The organism is Burkholderia sp. 9777_1386, assembly GCF_015712265.1.
Lineage (GTDB): Bacteria > Pseudomonadota > Gammaproteobacteria > Burkholderiales > Burkholderiaceae > Burkholderia > Burkholderia cenocepacia.
The window spans coordinates 113,228-131,150 of the sequence record NZ_JACCQB010000013.1; the positions used below are offsets into that span (position 1 = coordinate 113,228).

Sequence of the window (17,923 nt, forward strand, 5' to 3'; positions counted from 1 at the left end):
CGTTGGTGGAAGACTACTCCACGGGTTCGGTCGCGCGCAATGGAGAAAACGCCGACCTGGCGTGCATTGTCCGGGGAGCGGACGGATTCCATCGGCCTATTTGACATGGATCAAGTAACAGTGCGAACGATCGATGCGCAGACCGATACGATGATGGCGCGGCCCGATCCGCGAACCCGATCGGGCGGACGGTTTTTTTCGGGGAGGCGCATGGCGGATGACCGCTTCGACCTGGCGCGCCGCTGGATGCGCGCGCTCGCGTACCTGCTGCTGGCAGCGGTACTCGGCATGCCGTGGATGTCGGCGCGTGCGGATACGTGCACGGTGACGCCGCCGGTGCCGAGCTTCGGCTCGGTCAGTCCGATCACGCAACAGGCCTATACGACGACCGCGACGATGACCGTGAACTGCACGTGGGACACGCTGAGCCTGAACACCGGCGTGCTCGTGTGCGTGAACCTTGGCGGCACCAGTCCGCGCTACCTGAGCAACGGGACGAACCAGATGCAGTACGACCTGTATCAGGACGCGGGCTACTCGCAAGCCTGGGGCGCCGTGAGCAGCGGCACGACGCCGATATCGGTGACGCTGACGAAACCGGTGCTCGGCACGTCCGCGAGTGCGAACGTGACCATCTATGGTCGCATCGCGCCGAACCAGCCGACCGTGCCGACCGTGAACAACGGCAGCACCGTCTACACGCAGAGTTTCAGCGGCAACCAGGCCGCGTACAGCTACAGTTTTTCGCTGCTCGGCGTGCTGCCGACGCCGTGTGCGTCGCAGTCGACGGCCGGCACGATGACGGTTACCACGACCGCCACCGTCATCAACAACTGCATCATCAGCGCGACCGGCGTGGCGTTTCCGGCGGCAGGCGTGCTGGCGTCGGCGCTGACCGCGAGCGGCTCGATCAGCGCGCGCTGCACGAACGGCGACGCATTCCGGATCGCGTTGAACGGCGGCGGCAGCGGCAACGTCGCCGCTCGCACGATGCAGCGCGCGGGTGGCGGGTCGGTCAGCTATCAGCTCTATCAGGACAGCGGCTTCACGCAGCCATGGGGCGACGGCACCGCCGGCACGTCGATGGCGACCGGCACCGGCAGCGGGTTCGCGCAGGCAATCACCGTGTACGGCCGCGTGCCCGCGCAAGCGACGCCGGCGCCCGGCAACTACAGCGACACGATTACCGCGACGATCAGCTTCTGAGCCGCGCTCAGTCGCGCACCAGCACGACCAGCTTCAGGTCCTCGCGGTGCGCGGGCTTCAGCGTGATCTGCTGGTACACGAGACGGCCGTCGGCCGGATGGTCGAATTCACGCAGCCCGCCTTCGCGCTCGAACACGTCCTGCGACGCCCAGTACTGCGCGAACGCGTCGCTGCCGGCCGTCAGCGCGTCGATCAGCGCGCGCGTCGGCGCGTCGGTCAGGTGGCGGATCGCATCGGCGCGGAATTCGGCCGCGAGCCGCCGCGCGCGGGTTTCCCAGTCGACGATCAGCGTGCGGGCGGCCGGCGCCATGAACGTGAAGCGCAGCAGGTTGCGGTCGTGCTCGCCATCGAGCCAGCCGGAAAAGAGCGCGGCGGCCGGCGCATTCCATGCGAGCGCGTTCCATTGGCGGTCGAGCACGTAGGCGGGCGTCGCGATCGCCGCGACGGTCGCGGCGAGCGTCGGCGGCAGGTCGCCGCCCGCGACGTCGGGCTCGGCCGGGTCGCGCTGCGCGGCCAGCTCGAACAGGTATGCGCGCTCGGCCTTCGACAGTTGCAGCGCGACGGCGATCCGCGCGAGCGCGTCGGCCGACGCCGACACGGGTCGGCCCTGTTCGATCCACGTGTACCAGGTCGGGCTGACGCCGCACAGTTGCGCGACTTCCTCGCGCCGCAGCCCCGGCGTGCGGCGGCGCGGGCCGGGAGGCAGGCCGACGGCCTGCGGCGACAGCCGCTCGCGGTGGGCGCGGATGAATTCGCCGAGCGCGCGGGCGGGCGTGGCGTCGAGTGGCGGGACGGAGGCGGAGGACGGCTGGTTCATGCGGAAACGGCGAAGTGAAGGCGAAAACGCGGCAACGATCAGACAGGTGGATCAAATACCAGAATAACTGCTTAACTTGTACTGGTACACACGCAGGCCTATTGTAGCGGCTCGCGCGCTGGCAGGGCAGCGGGCGTCCCCCACAATGCGATGCACGGGGCCGGATCGGGCGTTGAAGCGCCGGGGCCGGCCGACTGCATCAAGGAAAGGAGCGAACGATGAAACACCACGACCAGGTCGCCGACGCCTTCGGCACGACGGCCGCCGCCTATCTGACGAGCACGGTTCATGCGACGGGCGCCGACCTGCAGACGCTCGCCGACGCGGTGAGCGCGACGCCCGACGCCGCGGTGCTCGATCTGGGCTGCGGCGCCGGTCACGCGAGCTTCGCGGTCGCGCCGCACGTGCGCGACGTGGTCGCGTACGATCTCGCCGCGCCGATGCTCGCGACCGTCGACGCGGCCGCGCGCGAGCGCGGGCTCGCGAACGTCCGCACGCAGCAGGGGCCGGCCGAGCGGCTGCCGTTCGACACCGCGACGTTCGACTGGGTCGTGAGCCGGATGAGCGCGCACCACTGGCACGACATGCATGCGGCGCTGGCCGAGGTGCGTCGCGTGCTGAAGCCGGGCGGCCGCGTGTTGATGATCGACATCGCGGGCAACGATCATCCGCTCCTCGATACGTACCTGCAGGCCGCGGAAGTGCTGCGCGACGCGTCGCACGTGCGCGACTACCGTGCGGACGAATGGCTCGCGATGTTCCGCGCAGCCGGTTTCGACGCGCAGGTGCACAGCCGCTGGCGGCTGCCGATCGATTTCGACACGTGGGTCGCGCGCATTCGCACGCCGGCCGACAGCGTCGCCGGCATTCGCGCGTTGTGGGCGCATGCACCGGACGAGGTGCGCGGCTACTACGCGGTGCAGGCCGACGGCTCGTTCGAGCACGACGCATTGCTGATCGACGCGCACTGAGCGTGCGGCGCGGCGCACGCTGCGCCGTTTGTCGTCGCATGAAAAAAGCCGCGATACGCATCGACGCGTATCGCGGCTTTCGTTATCCCGGCCGGCGCGGAGCGTGCCCGCGCCGCCCGCGGATCAGCCGGTGTTGCGCAGGCCGGCCGCGATCCCGTTGATCGTCAGGTGAATCCCGCGGCGCAGCCGCGCGTTCGTGTCGCCCGCGCGGTGACGCTTGATCAGCTCGACCTGCAGGTGATTCAGCGGATCGAGATACGGGAAGCGGTTCTTGATCGAGCGCGCGAGCAGCGGGTTGGTCGCGAGGCGGCCTTCGTGCCCGGTGATTTCCGCGAGCGCCTGCGACGTGCGTTCCCATTCCGCGACGATCCGCTCGAACACGTGCTTGCGCAGCTTGCGATCGGACACGAGTTGCGCATAACGCGACGCGACCGCGAGATCGGTCTTCGCGAGCACCATGTCCATGTTCGACAGCAGGTTCGAGAAGAACGGCCAGGTCTTGTTCATCTTCTTCAGCAGCGTGACGCGCTTCGTGCGTTCGGCGGCGTCCGGCGCGCCGTCGAGATACGCGCTCACCGCGCTGCCGAAGCCGTACCAGCCGGTCAGCAGCAGCCGGCACTGGCCCCACGAGAAGCCCCACGGAATCGCGCGCAGATCCTCGATCTTGCGCTGCTTCGGGTCCTGCAGCTTGCGCGACGCCGGCCGGCTGCCGATGTTCAGCTCGGCGATCTCGGTGATCGGCGTCGACGAGAAGAAGTAGTCGGTGAAGCCCGGGGTTTCATAGACGAGCGCGCGGTACGCGGCCATCGCCGAGTCGGACAGCGTCTGCATCGCGGCCTCGAACGCGGGCAACTGCGCCGGTGCGTTCGACTGCGGCAGCAGCGACGCCTCGAGCGTCGCGGCGACGACCGTCTCGAGGTTGCGCCGGCCGATCGACGGGTTCGAGAACTTGCTCGCGATCACCTCGCCCTGTTCGGTCAGGCGGATCTGGCCGTTCACGGTGCCCGGCGGCTGCGACAGGATCGCCTGGTAGGTCGGGCCGCCCCCGCGGCCGACCGTGCCGCCGCGGCCATGGAACAGCCGCAGCGTGATCTTGCGCTCGCGGAACAGGTCGACGAGCGCGAGTTCCGCGCGATACAGCTCCCAGTTCGACGTGAGGAAGCCGCCGTCCTTGTTGCTGTCCGAGTAGCCGAGCATCACTTCCTGTTCGGCGCCCTGATGCGCGATCAACGCGTCGATGCCCGGCAGCGCGAAGTAGTCGCGCATGATGCGCGACGCGTCGCGCAGGTCGGGGATCGTCTCGAACAGCGGGATCACCATCAGGCTGTTCTTCGCGTCGCGGCCCGGCACGCCGAGCGTGCCTTCGAGCAGGCCCGTCTCCTTCTGCAGCAGCAGCACCTCGACGAGGTCGCTGACGGTTTCCGTATGCGAAATGATGTAGTTGCGCACCGCGCGCGCACCGAACTGCGTGCGGACCTCGCGCGCCTTCTCGAACACGCCCAGCTCGCTCTGCGCGAGCGCCGAGTATTCGAGGTACGGCGAGCGCAGCGGGCGCGGATCGGCGAGCGCGGCGAGCAGCACGCGCAGCTTGTCTTCCTCCGCGAGCGCCGCATAGTCGGTCTCGACGCCGGCGCGCGCGAACAGTTCGGCGACCACCGCCTCGTGGATGTCGGAACTCTGGCGCAGGTCGATGCTCGCGAGATGGAAGCCGAACACTTCGGCCGCGCGCACGAGCGGCGCGAGGCGCGGCGCGGCGAGCGACGCGCCGTGGTGCTCGTCGAGCGACGCGGTCAGCACCTTGAGATCGGCGACGAACGCTTCGGAATCCTCGTATGGAATCGCACGCACGGGCGGCGCGCCGCGGCCCGCGCTGCGCACCGGCACCGTGCCTTCGCCGAGACGTACGCGCGCGCTCGCGGCGAGCCGCGTGTAGATGCCGATCAGCGCGCGGCGATACGGTTCGTCGACGCGGTGCGGCGACTGGTCGGGCGATGCGGCCGCGAGCGCCTTCACCGCGTCGTTCGCGCCGACCAGCAGGTTCGACACCGACAGCTCGGCGCCCAGCTTGTGCACCTGTTCCAGATAATGTTCGAGGATCACCGCGGCCTGGCGGTTGATCGCCTCGTCGAGCGTCGCCGCGGTCACGTTCGGGTTGCCGTCGCGATCGCCGCCGATCCAGCTGCCCATCTGGAAGAACGCGGGCACGCGGGCCGACAGGCCATGCTCGGCGAGCGCGGCCTCGATGTCGCCGTACAGCGCGGGCAGTTCGTCGAGGAACGTCGCGCGGTAGTACGACAGCGCGTTCTCGATCTCGTCGCCGACCGTCAGGCGCGAATCGCGCAGCATCCGCGTCTGCCACAGCGCGGTCACGCGCGCGCGCAGCATCGCTTCGTTGTACTGGCGTTCGCGCGCGGTCAGCTCCTGGTCGCGCTCCGCGAGCAGGCGCGCGATGTCGTGCTGCGCATCGAGGATGCTCTTGCGCTGCACTTCGGTCGGGTGCGCGGTCAGCACCGGCACGATCAGCGCATCGTCGAAGAAGCGCTGCAGCAGGCGCTTCGACGCGTTGCCGGTGGTTTTCAGCTGGTCGAGCGCGTACGCGACCGTGCCGGGCTGCGGCGCGGACCCGGCCAGCGCGTGGATGCGGCGACGGCGGTTGTGGTGGCGGTCTTCCGCGATGTTCGCGAGATGCGAGAAATAGCTGAACGCGCGCACGACGCTCACCGTCTGCTCCGGCGTCAGCTTGCGCAGCTTCTTCTCGAGCGTCTGCGCGGCTTCGCTGTCGTCCTCGCGGCGGAACTTGACCGCGGTCTGGCGGATCGTCTCGACCACGTCGAACACCGTATCGCCTTCCTGTTCGCGCACGACGTCGCCGAGCAGGCGGCCGAGGAAGCGGATGTCCTCGAACAGCGGGCCGTCCTTGTCGTCGCGCGTGCGGGTGCCGGCCTTCGGTGCGACGGCCTTGCGGGCGGGGGCGCCGGCGGCTTTCGTCGCGGGTTTTGTCTGACGTATCGGGTCTTTCGGTTTCGTTGCCGTTTTCGCACGGCCGTTCGCGGCGGTGGCGAGGGTGCCCGTCGGGGCGTCGGGGGAGGGCAAGGCAGCATTGCGGCGCGCCGTACGCGCCGATCCGGAAGACTTCACGATGGGTTTCCTTGGGAAAGCTCGAGTCAAAAGGAACTGCGGAAACTGCGGGAACTGCGGTCAAGCAACCAGCTACGTGCGGCACATCCGCACAACGGCGCCGCGACCCGCACGGAGGCAGGCCGGGCGCAGGCTCCGGGCCCGGGCGGGCTGGGGCGTGCGTGCTACCATTGTTCGATCTTCAATCCCGTCCTTCGATGTTCCAGCAATGAATTCCGAGACCCCCGCGGCCGGGCCGCAACAGGCACAGCCGCCCGCGACGTTGACGATTGCTTCGCGCGAGAGCCGCCTGGCGATGTGGCAAGCCGAACATGTGCGTGATGCGCTGCGCAAATTATATCCAGCTTGTGACGTGAAAATCCTCGGGATGACGACGCGCGGCGATCAGATTCTCGATCGCACGCTGTCGAAGGTCGGCGGCAAGGGCCTGTTCGTGAAGGAACTCGAGGCCGCGCTGGCCGACGGTCGGGCCGATCTCGCCGTGCATTCGCTGAAGGACGTGCCGATGGCGCTGCCCGACGGCTTCGCGCTCGCCGCGATCATGGAGCGCGAAGACCCGCGCGATGCGTTCGTGTCGAACGACTACGCGTCGCTCGACGCGCTGCCGGCCGGCGCGGTCGTCGGCACGTCGAGCCTGCGCCGCGAAGCGATGCTGCGTTCGCGTTACCCGCATCTCGAGGTGCTGCCGCTGCGCGGCAACCTCGACACGCGTCTGGCCAAGCTCGACCGCGGCGACTACGCGGCGATCATCCTCGCGGCCGCCGGCCTGAAACGCCTCGGCCTCGAAGCGCGGATCCGCGCGCTGCTCGACGTCGAAGCCAGTCCGCCGGCAGCGGGCCAGGGCGCGCTCGGCATCGAGATCGCCGCGCACCGCGACGACGTCGCCGCGTGGCTCGCGCCGCTGCACGACCCGCGGACCGCGCTCGCGGTCGAGGCCGAGCGGATGGTGTCGCGCGCGCTCGGCGGCAGCTGCGAGGTGCCGCTTGCCGCGCACGCGGTGTGGCGCGCGGGCGAGCTGTACCTGACGGGCCGTGTGTCGACCACCGACGGCAAGCGCGTGCTGACGGCCGAGGAATGCGGGGCGGTCATGACCGTCGCCGACGCGCTCGCGCTCGGCCGCGCGGTGTCCGACGAGCTCGAGGCGCAAGGCGCGCTCGACATCGTCCAGGCGCTGCTCGCGGGCTCGCAGGCCGCCGGCAAGGGCGACGCCTGATGGCGGGCGGCGCGCGCGCGTTCACCGCTGTCCTGACGCGTCCGGACGGCCAGTCCGACGCGCTTGCGGCGCAACTGGCCGATGCCGGTTGCGACGTGCTCGAATTCCCGCTGATCGACATCGCGCCGGTCGACGATCCGGCGCCGCTCGACGCCGCGTTCGCGGCGCTGGCAGACTACGCGCTGGTGATCTTCGTGTCGCCGAACGCGATCGACCGCGCGCTCGCGCGGTACGGCGCGATCTGGCCGAATGCGCTGCCGGTCGGCGTGGTCGGGCCCGGCAGCGTCGCGGCGCTCGAGCGTCACGGCATCGCGGCGCCCGCGCATCGCGTGATCGCGCCGCAGGCGCCGGCCGACGGCGGCGTGCCTCATTACGATTCGGAAAGCCTGTTCGCGAGCATCGAGGCCGCGTTCGGCGGCGCGCCGGCGCTGGCGGGCAAGCGCGTGCTGATCGTGCGCGGCGACGGCGGGCGCGAATGGCTCGCCGAGCGGCTGCGCGAGGCCGGGGCCGACGTCACGCTCGTCGCCGCGTACCGGCGCGTCGTGCCGGAGCCGCGTGTCGGCGCGTGGGAGCGCGTGCACGCGCTGCTCGACGGCCAGCCGCACGCGTGGCTCGTCACGAGCTCGGAAGGCGTGCGCAACCTGCACGAGCTCGCGCGGGCCCACCTGAACGATGCCGAGATCGACGCATTGAAGCATGCGCCGCTCGTGACGCCGCACCCGCGGATCGAGCAGACCGCGCGCGCATTGGGTTTTGATAGGATTACGCTGACCGGCGCGGGCGATGAGCGCATCGTCCGCGCGTTTCGAACGATGGCCGACGAGGCCGTCCAACCGGCGACAGCCGCACCGGTGACTAAACGCATGACAGATACCAACGATTCCAAAAGCGTCGCTTCCCAGCCGGCCGCTGCATCCGCACCGCCGACCAGCCCCCCTTATCTCGCGCCCGAGCCGCCCGCACGCCGCGGCGGCAGCGCGGTGCTGTGGTTCGTCGTCGTCGTGCTCGGCTGCGCGGCAGGGGTCGGCGGCTACGCGCTGAACCGCAAGATCGACCGGCTCGACGGTACGTTCGTCGCGCGCCAGAAGGCGCTCGACGCGCAGACGGCCGAAACGCGGATGAAGACCGAGCAGGCGCTCGCCAGCACGCACCAGGTCGACACGCAGCTCGCGCAGCTCGACGGCAAGCTGGCCGATGCGCAGAGCGCGCAGCAGGCGCTGCAGCAGCAATACCAGGACCTGTCGCGCAACCGCGATGCGTGGATGCTCGAGGAAGTCGATCAGATGCTGTCGAGCGCGAGCCAGCAGCTTCAGCTGACCGGCAACACGCAGCTCGCGCTGATCGCGCTGCAGAACGCCGACGCGCGTCTCGCGACGTCGCAGAGCGCGCAGGCCGTCACGGTGCGCAAGGCGCTCGCGCAGGACATCGAGAAGCTGAAGGCCGCGCCGGCAGCCGATCTCACCGGCCTCGCGATCAAGCTCGACGACGCGATCGCGAAGATCGACGCGCTGCCGCTGTCCGGCGAGGCGATCGTGCCGCACGCGGCGCCGAAGGCCGCGCCGGTCGACGCCGCGTCGTCGGTCGCCGCCGGCGAGCCGCGCTGGAAGGTGTGGTGGCACGACTTCTCGGCCGGCCTCGGCCAGCAACTGAAGGGGCTCGTGCAGGTGCGCCGGATCGACAACGCGGACGCGATGCTCGCGTCGCCCGACCAGGGCTACTTCGTGCGCGAGAACGTGAAGCTGCGCCTGCTCACCGCACGGCTGTCGCTGCTGGCGCGCAACGACAGCGCGATGAAGGCCGACCTGCACGCCGCACAGGCATCGCTCGGCAAGTATTTCGATCAGGCATCGAAGGACACGCAGACCGTCGAGGATCTGCTCAAGCAGGTTGACGGCGCGTCGCTGACGGTCGCGGTGCCGAACCTGAACACGAGCCTGACCGCCGTTCAGCAGTTCAAGAGCCGGGGGTAACGATGACGCTTCGAGGAATCGTCTGGCTCGCGGTCCTGTTCGCGATCGCCGCGGCGCTCGCCACCGTCGGCCGTTTCGACGCGGGGCAGGTGCTGCTCGTCTATCCGCCGTACCGGATCGACGTGTCGCTGAACCTGTTCGTGATCGCCATCGTCGTGCTGTTCATCGTCGTGTACGCACTGCTGCGCATCGTGCGCAATATCTGGCGCATGCCGCAGCGGGTCGCCGCGTATCGGGCGCGTGCGCGCAACGAGAAGGCGCAGGCATCGCTGCGCGATGCGATCGCGAACCTGTACGCGGGCCGCTTCTCGCGTGCGGAGAAGGCCGCGCGTGAAGCGCTGACCGTCGACGCGAACCTGGGCGCCGCGAGTCTCGTCGCGGCCACCGCCGCGCACCGGATGCACGAGTACACGCGCCGCGACGACTGGCTGTCGAAGATCGACGCGCCCGAATGGCAGGATGCGCGGCTGCTCGCCGCCGCCGACATGCGCGCGGACGCCCGCGACGCCGACGGCGCGCTCGCCGCGCTGGCCGACATGCAGGCCGGCGGCAAGCGCATTCATGCGCAGCAGGTCGCGCTGCGGGCGCAGCAGCAACTGAAGAACTGGGCCGAGGTGCTGAAGCTCGCGAAGGCGCTCGAAAAGCGCGAGGCGCTGCATCCGGCCGCGGCCGTGCGGCTGCGCCAGCAGGCGGCGGAAAACCTGCTGCGCGAACGCCGGCACGATCCGGACGCGCTGCTCGAAGTGTGGCAGTCGCTGTCGCCGGTCGAGCGCCAGTCGCCGCGTCTCGCCGATCTCGCGGCCGAACTGCTCGTGCCGCTCGATCGCCGCAACGAAGCGCGCCGCATCGTCGAGGACGCGCTCGCGCACAACTGGGATGCACGCCTGCTGCGCCGTTACCCGGACACGGCCGGCGCCGATGCGCTGCCGCTGATCCAGAAGGCCGAAGGCTGGAAGAAGGATCATCCGGAAGATGCCGACCTGCTGTTCGCGCTCGGCCGCCTCTGCCAGCAGCAGCAGCTGTGGGGCAAGGCGCAGTCGTTCCTCGAATCGGCGCTGAAGCTGGCCGACAACGAGGCGCTGAAGGTGCGGGCGCATCGTGCGCTCGCCCGTCTGTTCGAGCATCTCGGCGAAACCGACAAGGCCGCGAAGCACTACCGCGAAAGCGCGCTCGCGATCACCGTGGTGTGACGCGGCGCTGCGCCGCGCAGCGTAAAAAGCCCCGAACGCCGATCGGCCTTCGGGGCTTTTTTTTGCCCGTAGCGAGGCGCGGGCGGCCCGCGGCGCGTTACGCGCCGAGCCTGCGTAGCAGGTCGTCCTCGCTCGGGACGAACCAGACCGATTTTCCGCGATTGCACTCGCGAACGAGCGCGCGCAGCGCTTCGCTGCGCGCGAGCCGGCGGTCGATGTCGCCGACCACGCCGAGCCGGACGCCGTAGTTGGTCAGCTTTTGCAGCACGGCGCCGGCCAGCCCGCTGTCGAGCCGGTAGAAGTCGTCGTGCAGCATGTCCGCGGCGACCGCGATCCAGTCGGCTTCATGCTCGTGCGCGAGCGCGACGAGATCGAGCGCGTCGCTTTCCCGTTGCACGAGGCCGGCGGAAGGATCGCGGACCAGCACGCGGCTGCCGGCGGCCTGAACGATTCGATGGGGCATGTCGAGCGTGTCCGTCGATGAGAGAAAAGTGCGCAGGGTGTCGCGTTGCCCGCGGATGAAGTGAGGCTGCTCGGGAAGAAACCGCACCTGCGCGTGCGGCACGAGGCGCGTCAGGCGATCCCGCGTGTCGCGGGAATCGAGCATCACGTCGCGGCCTCCGACGATCGCCAGCACGGGCATCGACAACGTGCGGAGCATGGTGTCGTCGAATACCGGAACCGGCTCGATGCGCGGCCGAAAGCCGCGATCGACGGCGCGCATCAGGGCAAGCGCGTCCCGTTCGGCCGGCGTCGATGCGGGGGGCAGGCGACCCAGCACGCGCCGCCGCACGCATGCACGCCCGGCATCGCCGAGCAGCATCAGCGGCAGCGCCCACCACAGAAACGGCTTCTGCCTGCCGATGCCGGACGGGCAGAGCAGCGCGAGCCGGGTGACGCGCGGCGGCCGCCGCAACGCGAAGTCGAGCGCCGTTCGCGCACCGAGCGAGATGCCGACGAACGCGGCGCGCGACACCTGCAGGCCGTCGAGCACGTCGTCGAGCCACTGCGCATAGGCGTCGCCTGCGAGCGGCGGCCGCGCCGGCGCGCTCGGTCCCGCTTCGCCGATCACGTCGATCGCGTAGAGCCGGAAGTGCGTCGACCAGTCGGCCGCGTGATGCTGCCAGCTTGCCGCCGTCGTCTGTGCGCCGTGGATCAGCACGACCGGCGGCGCGTGTTCGGGGCCGCAGACGATCACGTGTGTCGCGCCATGACGCGTTTGCACGGTGACGCGCCGATGCCCGGCCGGCCAGTGCGACAGCGCGGCCGCGTACGCGGTGCGAATCGCACGGGCATGGCGGGGCGACTTGAAGATTGCGCTCATGTCCCGCTTTGCTGGAGCAGCATGTCGAGCGACGACATCAGCGCGGCCGTGTCCGCCGGTGTCGCGGTCACGATGATCTTGACCACGCTCGAGGCGGGATCGAACGTGACGTCGATTCGCACGGGGTCGACGTACGATGCGCGGCCTGACGCCATTGCGTGCAGCGACCGCGACAGGTACTGGTGCAGCGACTGCGACGCATCGGGAATGTCGACGATGCTGGTGACACGCACCGCACGCGGCGCGGGCGAGGCCGGCTCCGTCCGGGCGAACGCGGCGAGGTCCGCGTCGAGGATGCGGTATGCACGGCCGACCCGCGTCGCGCGCAGCTTGCCGTCGCGAATGAACCGCAGGACGGTCTTCGGATGGACGCGCAGGCGGGCGGCGGTGTCTTCGACGGTGTGGAACATGAATTGTAGGGTAGGAGATTCCTTTGACTGTCTTTATTGTTCCATATAAAAAGGACTATAAGGGAACAATTTTGTCATTAATGGGATGTCGCCGGATGGGCGAGACGTTCAGCCGATCCGGGGTGTGCCTGTCCGGAATCGAAAACGCCCCGGCGACCGGCAATGCCGGACGGCGGGGCGTATCGGGGAGAAACGGGCCGGAAATCGGCCGGCGTGTTCGATCGATCCGGGCGCGCGTTTACGCGCCGCGCGTCGTCACTTGTCGACGAGCCGCTTCGGCACCGACAGCGCCAGCAGCCCGCCGAGCACGAGGAACCCGGCCAGCATGTACATGCCCGCATCGTTGGCGCCCGTCACCTGCTTGAGCCAGCCCATCAGGTACGGACTCAGGAAGCCGGCGAGGTTGCCGATCGAGTTGATCATCGCGATGCCGGCGGCGGCCGCCGCGCCGCCGAGGAACGCGGTCGGCAGGCTCCAGAACAGCGGTAGCGTCGTCAGGATGCCGATCGTCGCGAGCGTGAGGCCGAGCATCGCGAGCGCCGTCTGGTGCGCCCAGATCACCGACAGCACGAGGCCGATCGCGCCGATCGCGGCCGGAATCGCGAGGTGCCAGCGGCGTTCGCGGCGCTTGTCCGCGCTGCGCGCGATCAGGATCATCGCGACCACCGCGGCCGCATACGGAATCGCGGACAGCAGGCCGATCATGAACGTGTCGGTCACGCCCGTCGCCTTGATGATCGTCGGCAACCAGAAGCCGACGCCGTACAGCCCCATCACGAACGAGAAATAGATCAACGCCATCAGCCACACGCGCGGGCTCGACATCACGGCGCCGAGCGGCAGGTCCTCCTTGGTGGCTTCCTCCGCGTCGACGTTGCGGGCGAGCAGCGCCTTTTCTTCGTCGGTCAGCCACGTCGCCTTCGCGATCCGCTCGTCGAGCGTGAAGAACACGAGCACGCCGGCGAGCACCGACGGGATGCCTTCGAGCAGGAACAGCCATTGCCAGCCGTGCCAGCCGCTGACGCCGTCGAACGCCTTCAGGATGAAGCCCGAGATCGGCCCGCCGATCACGCCGGACAGCGCGACGGCCGTCATGAAGAACGTCGTCATCCGGCCGCGCCGGTGCGCGGGATACCAGTAGGTGAGATAGAGGATCACGCCGGGGAAGAAGCCCGCTTCGGCGACGCCGAGCAGGAAGCGCATCACGTAGAACATCGCGGGCGTCGTGACGAACATCGTCAGGATCGAGATCACGCCCCACGTCGCCATGATGCGGGCGATCCACACGCGGGCGCCCACCCGGTGCAGGATGATGTTGCTCGGCACCTCGAACAGGAAATAGCCGAAGAAGAAGATCCCCGCGCCGAGCCCGTACACGGTATCGCTCAGGTGCAGGTCGCTCGCCATCTGCAGCTTCGCGAACCCGACGTTCACGCGATCGAGATACGCGACCACGTAGCACAGCAGCAGGAGCGGCACGAGCCGCCACGACACCTTGCGGTAGGTTGCTTCCTCGAATGCGCCGGACGAGCCCGGCAGCGACTGCGTCGATGTTGCCATGTTGTCTCCTGTCGATCCGGGTGAGCGCTTGCGCGATTGCCTGGATCGGATGCACCGCTGTCCTTGTAGTGGCCGGATCGGGCGCGGTGATGCCCGATCCGGTTTCGTGCGAAGCAATACGGGGCGATCGTGCGGCCGGGTACGACTAGATGCAGCGTCCGCCGTCGACTTCGAGGCAGACGCCGGTGATGAATTCCGCTTCGTCGGATGCCAGGTAAAGCGCGGCGTTCGCGATGTCCTGCGGCGTCGAGAAGCGGCCGAGCGGGATCGTCGCGAGGAAGCGGCGGCGATTGTCCGGGGTGTCCTCGCAGCCCATGAACTCGGTCATCAGCGCGGTTTCGCCGAGCACCGGGTTGATGCAGTTCACGCGGATGCGGTCGGCGCCGAGCTCGGCCGCGAGCGATTTGCTCGCGGTGATCATCGCACCCTTCGTGCTGTTGTACCAGACGAGGCCCGGGCGCGGCCGCACGCCGGCCGTCGACGCGACGTTCACGAACACGCCGCCGCCCTGGGCGCGGAAATACGGGACGAAGGTTTGCACACACCAGAACAGGCTTTTCATGTTGACCGCGTACACGCGGTCGAATTCGGCTTCCGTCACGTCGAGCACGGGCTTGTTGCGGTGCGTGGTACCGGCGTTGTTCACGACGATCTGCACCGCGTGGAAATCGTCGAGCGCGGCCTGCAGCAGCGTGCGCCAGTCGTCCTCTTTCGACACGTCGCCGGCCACCGCGATCGCCTTGCCGCCCGCGAGCGCGATCTCGCTCGCGACGCGCTCGGCCGCCGCGCCGTTCAGGTCGTTGACGACGACGTTCGCGCCTTCGCGCGCGTATGTCTTCGCGATGCCTTCGCCGAACCCCGAGCCGCCGCCCGTGACGATGGCCGTCTTGCCGGTCAACCGCATGGTGTGTGTCTCCTGTGCAGGTAGTGCGAGTCGTCGTGTGTCGGCGGGCGGCCGGGTGCTAGCGGCCGCCCGTCGCGTGCCGTGCGTTCAGCCGTGCCGGATCGCGATCGTCTTCAGCGCGGTGAAGCCGTACAGCGCCTCGAAGCCTTTCTCGCGGCCATGGCCCGAATGGCCGACGCCGCCGAACGGCAGCTCGACGCCGCCGCCCGCGCCATAGTTGTTGATGAACACCTGGCCCGCGCGCAGGCGCCGCGCAAGACGCATCTGGCGCGCGCCGTCGCGCGTCCAGATGCCCGCGACGAGGCCGTACGGCGTGCCGTTCGCGAGCGCGACGGCTTCGTCCTCGTCGACGAAACGCATCGCCGCGAGCACCGGGCCGAACACTTCCTCCTGCGCGAGCCGGTGCGACGGCGGCACGTCGCGCAACAGCGCGGGCGCCTGATAGAAGCCGCTTTCGGGCGCATCGGCGACGACCTGCCCGTGCGCGGCCATCGGAATGCCGTCGTGCTGCGCGTCGGACAGGAAATCCCACACGCGTTGCTGCTGCTTCGCGTTGATCAGCGGGCCGCAATCGAGATCGGCGCGGCTCGGGCCGACGCGCAGCCCGTTGAACGCGGTGGCGAGACGCTCGACGAGCGGCTCGTACACCGCGCGCTCGATCAGCACGCGGCTGCCGGCCGAGCAGGTCTGCCCGCCGTTCTGCACGATCGCGGACACGAGCACGGGCAGCGCGGCGTCGAGGTCGGCATCGGCGAACACGATTTGCGGCGACTTGCCGCCGAGTTCGAGCGTGACCGGCACGTGGTTCTCGGCGGCCATCTGCGTGACCAGCTTGCCGGTGGCCGGCGAACCCGTAAACGAGATGTGATCGATGCCCGGATGGCGGGCGAGCGCGGCGCCCGCTTCATGGCCGTAGCCGGTGACGATGTTGAGCGCGCCGGCCGGCAGCCCGGCCTCGGCGGCGAGTTCGGCGACGCGCAGCACGGACAGGCACGCGTCCTCGGCCGGCTTGACCACGCACGCGTTGCCGGCCGCGAGCGCCGCGCCGACGCTGCGCCCGAAGATCTGCATCGGGTAGTTCCACGGCACGATGTGGCCCGTGACGCCGTGCGGTTCGCGCACCGTCAGCACCGTGTAGCCGGCCTGGTAGGGGAGGGTTTCGCCGTGCAGCTTGTCGGCCGCGCCCGCGTAGAACTCGAAGTAGCGTGCGAGCGCGGCTGCATCGGCGCGCGCCTGCTTCAGCGGCTTGCCGGTATCGCGCGCCTCGATCGCGGCGAGTTCCTCGATCGAATCGGTCACGCGCGCCGACAGCCGCATCAGCACGCGGCCGCGCTCGGCGGCGCTCGCGGCGCCCCACGGGCCTGCGAATGCGTCGCGGGCCGCGGCGACCGCGCGCTCGATGTCGGGCGCGGTGCCGCGCGCGATCGTCGCGAACGGCTGGCCGTCGGACGGATCGACGACCGGGATGGTTTCCAGTTGCGCGGGCAACGTCCATTCGCCCGCGATGAAATGCCTCGCTTCTTCCATGTCTCCTCCTGTCGACCCGAGTTAGCGCTTCAGCGGTTACTCGGGTCCCATGCATCGCGGTCGACCCGAGTTAGCGCTTCAGCGGTTACTCGGGTCCCATGCATCGCGGTCGACCCAGGTTAGCGCTTCAGCGCTTGCTCGGGTTCCATACCTTGTGATTGACGTGCAACGCAGCCGGCCCGACGCCCGGACATCCGGAACGATTATCGCGCCGATCGTCATCCGGACGCCACCGGTCGATTGGCTATAATGGCGCATTCCTTTTGGGGGGCGCCCGCGGCGGCATCGGCCGCGGCGCCCTGTCCCGAATTCCCATCGACCTACAGAGAGTGCTCATGAGCTTCAATCATGTTCCGGCCGGCAAGGACCTGCCGCAAGATTTCAACGTGATCATCGAGATTCCCGCGCAAAGCGATCCGGTGAAGTACGAGGCGGACAAGGAACTGGGCCTCCTCGTCGTCGACCGCTTCATCGGCACGGGCATGCGCTACCCGGTGAACTACGGCTACATCCCGCAGACGCTGTCGGGCGACGGCGATCCGGTCGACGTGCTGGTGATCACGCCGTTCCCGCTGCTGGCCGGCTCGATCGTGCGTTCGCGCGTGCTCGGCATGCTGCAGATGACCGACGAGTCGGGCGTCGACGCGAAGCTGGTCGCGGTGCCGCACGACAAGATCTGCCCGATGACGGCGAACCTGAAGACGATCGACGACGTGCCCGAGTACCTGAAGGACCAGATCAAGCACTTCTTCGAGCAATACAAGGCGCTCGAGAAGGGCAAGTGGGTGAAGGTCGAAGGTTGGGCCGGCATCGAAGCCGCGCACAAGGAAATCACCGACGGCGCCGCGAACTACAAGAAGTAAGCGGCGTGCCGGCCGACGGCCGGTTCGTACGGAACGCAAACCGCGCGTGTCTCCTCAGGAGGCCGCGCGGTTTTGTTTTGCGCGTGCAGTTTTCCGGCGGGCCGGCGGGGACGCAGGCAGGGGCGGGGTGGCCGGTGCGGAAGCGGCCTCGTCGCGTACGCTCGCGGTCGGCTTGCCGGCAGTGGCCGGTACCTTCCTTTTCGACGACGCGGAAGAGGGCGAGCCGGTTTTCTTTACCGGTGCGCCACGCGACGAGGTCTTTTTTGCAGCAGCGTTGCCGTCGGCTTTTGCACGTTTCGCGTCCGGTGCGGCTTGATTTGATTGCGTCGACTTCGACTTCGACGCTGGTGTGCCCTTTGCGGGCTTCGCCGTCTTCGCGGCCGTTGCAGACCCGGCAACTTTCCCGGCCTTCGGCTTTTTCCCGGCGACCTGTTCCGTTGCCGCAGCCTTCGCCGCATCGTCGGTGTTTTCCGTCGGCTCTTTCTTCCGCCCGCGCGCCGTGGCCTTCGTCCCGGCCGTATCTCCGCGCTCGTCGAGCGCGACCGCCGCCGGCAACACCGATTCCAGCGTACGCAAACCCGCCGCCAGCTCGCGCTTTTTCGCGGGCGTGAGCCGCTTCACCCAGTATTCGGCGCGCGACGCGCTCGACCGGTCGGGCAGTGGAAACGACGCGAGCACCGCGCGCGGCTTGCGCGAGCGCGTGTAGCGCGCGCCCTTGCCGGACGCGTGTTCGTCGAAGCGCGCGGCGACATCGGTCGTGATGCCCGTGTAGACGCTGTCGTCGGCGCATTCGATCAGATACAGAAACCAGGACATGGCGGAGCGGCGGG

The 17,923-nt window shown here is 69.1% G+C and carries 14 protein-coding genes; 6 read left to right on the forward strand and 8 right to left on the reverse strand.

Annotation, left to right across the window (positions count from 1 at the left end):
- Nucleotides 1-210: 210 nt before the first annotated feature.
- A complete protein-coding gene (locus tag H0X91_RS13235; protein ID WP_012492815.1) occupies nucleotides 211-1,206 on the forward strand; it encodes a Csu type fimbrial protein in 996 nt (331 codons plus the stop codon).
- 7 nt (nucleotides 1,207-1,213) lie between these two features.
- On the opposite strand, the gene H0X91_RS13240 is transcribed toward H0X91_RS13235, so the two are convergent.
- Nucleotides 1,214-2,023: a helix-turn-helix transcriptional regulator gene (locus H0X91_RS13240; protein ID WP_006492931.1), complete on the reverse strand. Its 810-nt coding sequence runs from the start codon at nucleotides 2,021-2,023 to the stop codon at nucleotides 1,214-1,216.
- A gap of 218 nt (nucleotides 2,024-2,241) precedes the next feature.
- Here H0X91_RS13240 and H0X91_RS13245 point away from each other — a divergent pair, with 218 nt between their 5' ends.
- Nucleotides 2,242-2,994, forward strand: a complete 753-nt coding sequence (locus tag H0X91_RS13245; RefSeq protein WP_006497169.1) for a class I SAM-dependent methyltransferase — start codon at nucleotides 2,242-2,244, stop codon at nucleotides 2,992-2,994.
- Between the two features lie 123 nt (nucleotides 2,995-3,117).
- Here the strand turns inward: H0X91_RS13245 and ppc are convergent, their stop codons facing one another.
- Nucleotides 3,118-6,132 carry a phosphoenolpyruvate carboxylase gene (gene ppc, locus H0X91_RS13250; protein ID WP_062911229.1) on the reverse strand — a complete coding sequence of 1,005 codons (3,015 nt, stop codon included), beginning with the start codon at nucleotides 6,130-6,132 and terminating at the stop codon, nucleotides 3,118-3,120.
- Nucleotides 6,133-6,340: 208 nt separating this feature from the next.
- Between ppc and hemC the strand changes: the two genes are divergently transcribed.
- The 3 genes from hemC to H0X91_RS13265 are packed head-to-tail and all read left to right on the forward strand — an operon-like array spanning nucleotide 6,341 to nucleotide 10,505.
- Nucleotides 6,341-7,345 carry a hydroxymethylbilane synthase gene (gene hemC, locus H0X91_RS13255; RefSeq protein ID WP_012492813.1) on the forward strand — a complete coding sequence of 335 codons (1,005 nt, stop codon included), beginning with the start codon at nucleotides 6,341-6,343 and terminating at the stop codon, nucleotides 7,343-7,345.
- A complete protein-coding gene (gene hemDX, locus H0X91_RS13260) occupies nucleotides 7,345-9,315 on the forward strand; it encodes a fused uroporphyrinogen-III synthase HemD/membrane protein HemX (protein ID WP_080324193.1) in 1,971 nt (656 codons plus the stop codon). Before hemC ends, hemDX begins: the two co-directional genes overlap by 1 nt.
- A 2-nt stretch (nucleotides 9,316-9,317) precedes the next feature.
- Nucleotides 9,318-10,505, forward strand: a complete 1,188-nt coding sequence (locus H0X91_RS13265; RefSeq protein WP_077055725.1) for a heme biosynthesis protein HemY — start codon at nucleotides 9,318-9,320, stop codon at nucleotides 10,503-10,505.
- A gap of 97 nt (nucleotides 10,506-10,602) precedes the next feature.
- Here the strand turns inward: H0X91_RS13265 and H0X91_RS13270 are convergent, their stop codons facing one another.
- From H0X91_RS13270 to H0X91_RS13290, 5 genes are all read right to left on the reverse strand, one after another.
- Nucleotides 10,603-11,829 carry an alpha/beta fold hydrolase gene (locus H0X91_RS13270; RefSeq protein WP_062911231.1) on the reverse strand — a complete coding sequence of 409 codons (1,227 nt, stop codon included), beginning with the start codon at nucleotides 11,827-11,829 and terminating at the stop codon, nucleotides 10,603-10,605.
- Nucleotides 11,826-12,239, reverse strand: coding sequence for a helix-turn-helix domain-containing protein (locus tag H0X91_RS13275; protein ID WP_006489657.1), 414 nt, complete (start codon nucleotides 12,237-12,239; stop codon nucleotides 11,826-11,828). The genes H0X91_RS13270 and H0X91_RS13275 overlap by 4 nt, the downstream gene beginning before the upstream one ends.
- Nucleotides 12,240-12,494: 255 nt before the next feature.
- Nucleotides 12,495-13,799, reverse strand: a complete 1,305-nt coding sequence (locus tag H0X91_RS13280; RefSeq protein WP_058901700.1) for an MFS transporter — start codon at nucleotides 13,797-13,799, stop codon at nucleotides 12,495-12,497.
- Between the two features lie 145 nt (nucleotides 13,800-13,944).
- On the reverse strand, nucleotides 13,945-14,703 hold the full coding sequence (locus H0X91_RS13285) for an SDR family oxidoreductase (RefSeq protein WP_048985777.1): 759 nt from the start codon (nucleotides 14,701-14,703) through the stop codon (nucleotides 13,945-13,947).
- 87 nt (nucleotides 14,704-14,790) lie between these two features.
- Entirely contained in the window at nucleotides 14,791-16,230 is a 1,440-nt protein-coding gene (locus tag H0X91_RS13290; protein WP_060210800.1) for an aldehyde dehydrogenase family protein, read from the reverse strand.
- A 335-nt stretch (nucleotides 16,231-16,565) separates the two neighbouring features.
- Between H0X91_RS13290 and ppa the strand changes: the two genes are divergently transcribed.
- Nucleotides 16,566-17,093 (forward strand): inorganic diphosphatase, encoded by a 528-nt coding sequence (gene ppa, locus H0X91_RS13295; RefSeq protein WP_006489643.1) that lies wholly within the window; start codon nucleotides 16,566-16,568, stop codon nucleotides 17,091-17,093.
- A 54-nt stretch (nucleotides 17,094-17,147) separates the two neighbouring features.
- Here ppa and H0X91_RS13300 read toward each other — a convergent pair whose 3' ends face one another.
- Nucleotides 17,148-17,909, reverse strand: coding sequence for a GIY-YIG nuclease family protein (locus tag H0X91_RS13300; protein ID WP_196433085.1), 762 nt, complete (start codon nucleotides 17,907-17,909; stop codon nucleotides 17,148-17,150).
- Nucleotides 17,910-17,923 lie beyond the last annotated feature (14 nt).

What these genes read in the sequence shown, in the direction of transcription:
- H0X91_RS13235 (WP_012492815.1), top strand. Translation starts at nt 211, where the DNA reads ATGGCGGATGACCGCTTCGACCTGGCGCGCCGCTGGATGCGCGCGCTC.
- H0X91_RS13240 (WP_006492931.1), bottom strand. Translation starts at nt 2,023, where the DNA reads ATGAACCAGCCGTCCTCCGCCTCCGTCCCGCCACTCGACGCCACGCCC.
- H0X91_RS13245 (WP_006497169.1), top strand. Translation starts at nt 2,242, where the DNA reads ATGAAACACCACGACCAGGTCGCCGACGCCTTCGGCACGACGGCCGCC.
- hemC (WP_012492813.1), top strand. Translation starts at nt 6,341, where the DNA reads ATGAATTCCGAGACCCCCGCGGCCGGGCCGCAACAGGCACAGCCGCCC.
- hemDX (WP_080324193.1), top strand. Translation starts at nt 7,345, where the DNA reads ATGGCGGGCGGCGCGCGCGCGTTCACCGCTGTCCTGACGCGTCCGGAC.
- H0X91_RS13265 (WP_077055725.1), top strand. Translation starts at nt 9,318, where the DNA reads ATGACGCTTCGAGGAATCGTCTGGCTCGCGGTCCTGTTCGCGATCGCC.
- H0X91_RS13270 (WP_062911231.1), bottom strand. Translation starts at nt 11,829, where the DNA reads ATGAGCGCAATCTTCAAGTCGCCCCGCCATGCCCGTGCGATTCGCACC.
- H0X91_RS13275 (WP_006489657.1), bottom strand. Translation starts at nt 12,239, where the DNA reads ATGTTCCACACCGTCGAAGACACCGCCGCCCGCCTGCGCGTCCATCCG.
- H0X91_RS13280 (WP_058901700.1), bottom strand. Translation starts at nt 13,799, where the DNA reads ATGGCAACATCGACGCAGTCGCTGCCGGGCTCGTCCGGCGCATTCGAG.
- H0X91_RS13285 (WP_048985777.1), bottom strand. Translation starts at nt 14,703, where the DNA reads ATGCGGTTGACCGGCAAGACGGCCATCGTCACGGGCGGCGGCTCGGGG.
- H0X91_RS13290 (WP_060210800.1), bottom strand. Translation starts at nt 16,230, where the DNA reads ATGGAAGAAGCGAGGCATTTCATCGCGGGCGAATGGACGTTGCCCGCG.
- ppa (WP_006489643.1), top strand. Translation starts at nt 16,566, where the DNA reads ATGAGCTTCAATCATGTTCCGGCCGGCAAGGACCTGCCGCAAGATTTC.
- H0X91_RS13300 (WP_196433085.1), bottom strand. Translation starts at nt 17,909, where the DNA reads ATGTCCTGGTTTCTGTATCTGATCGAATGCGCCGACGACAGCGTCTAC.